Origin of the sequence: Deinococcus pimensis DSM 21231 (assembly GCF_000519345.1) — a bacterium.
Classification (GTDB): domain Bacteria; phylum Deinococcota; class Deinococci; order Deinococcales; family Deinococcaceae; genus Deinococcus_A; species Deinococcus_A pimensis.
In genome coordinates this window covers 3,022-4,209 of sequence record NZ_KI912631.1, presented here as the reverse complement: position 1 = coordinate 4,209, position 1,188 = coordinate 3,022, and the positions used below count along the sequence as shown (strand labels likewise).

The 1,188-nt window shown below is 69.7% G+C and carries 1 protein-coding gene; it reads left to right on the top strand.

Annotated elements, in window-relative coordinates:
• The first annotated feature begins 220 nt into the window (after positions 1-220).
• On the top strand, positions 221-928 hold the full coding sequence (locus DEIPI_RS0104170; RefSeq protein ID WP_027480953.1) for a metallophosphoesterase family protein: 708 nt from the start codon (positions 221-223) through the stop codon (positions 926-928).
• Positions 929-1,188 lie beyond the last annotated feature (260 nt).

Sequence of the window (1,188 nt, the reverse complement as noted above, 5' to 3'; positions counted from 1 at the left end):
CGCGCCTGCGCCACCACCCCCAGCAGACCCGCCAGCGGCACCACCGCCAGCACCCCCAGCGCGCCCCACGGGCCGGGCGCCCCCACCAGGGCCAGCAGCAGCCCGAACACGAACGACGACAAGAGCAGCACCACAGGCATCGGCACACTCTACCGCCTCCGCGTGAGACACCAAAAACGCCTATTTATGAGAGAGGCGTGTGTAGTACCCTGGTCTTACTTTGCGAATCGCCTTCCTCAGCGACATCCACGGCAACGTCCAGGCCCTCCACGCCGTCCAACGCTTCCTCACCACGGAACAGGTCGAGACCGTCGTCATCCTCGGCGACCTCGTCGGCTACGGCGCCAGCCCCGGCGCCGTCATCGACGTCATCCAACGCCAGGGCTGGGTCTGCAGCATGGGCTCCAGCGACGCCCGCGTCGCCTTCGGCTTCGCCGAACGCGGCGAACGCACCGGCGTCGCCGAAGAAACCCTCACCTGGACTCGCAAGATGCTCACCGACGAACAAATGGACTTCCTGCGCCGCCTCCCCACCGGCGGCCGCATCATGACCAAACTCGGCCGCGTCCGCTACTTCCACGGCAGCCCCCACGACCCCGACGCCCGCCTCGACCTCCTCGCCGACGACCGCGAACTCGAAGGCGTCCTCGACAACCTCGGCGCCCGCGTCGTCGTCTGCGGCGGCACCCACGTCCCCTACTTCCGCAAGGTCGGCCAGGGCCTCTTCATCGACCCCGGCAGCGTCGGCCTCAGCCTCAACCGCGAACCCGGCGCCGACGTCGCCATCGTCGACATCACCACCACCGACGTCCGCGTCCACCTCCACAAAATCCCCTACGACTACCACGCCGCCGCCTTCGACATCGTCGCCTGGAACCTCCCCCCCGTCATCGCCGACGTCATCCGCAGCGGACGCATGGGCGGCTAGAACCGCGACGACACGTGAAGGGAGGGCGCCCCCGCGCGAGACTTTGCCGTTCGCGGGGGCGCCCTCCCTTCACACTGAGGCAAACGTCACAGGACCGAGAGGTCCACGGGGAGGGAGACGTGACCCAGGACCACCCAGCACCCGCCACGCCCGGCACCGCCCTCGACCTGCTCTTCGTCGCCGCGCACCCCGACGACGAACTGCTCGCCTGCGGCGCCCTCATGCGCGCCGCCGACGCGGGACGCCGCGTCGGCCTGCTC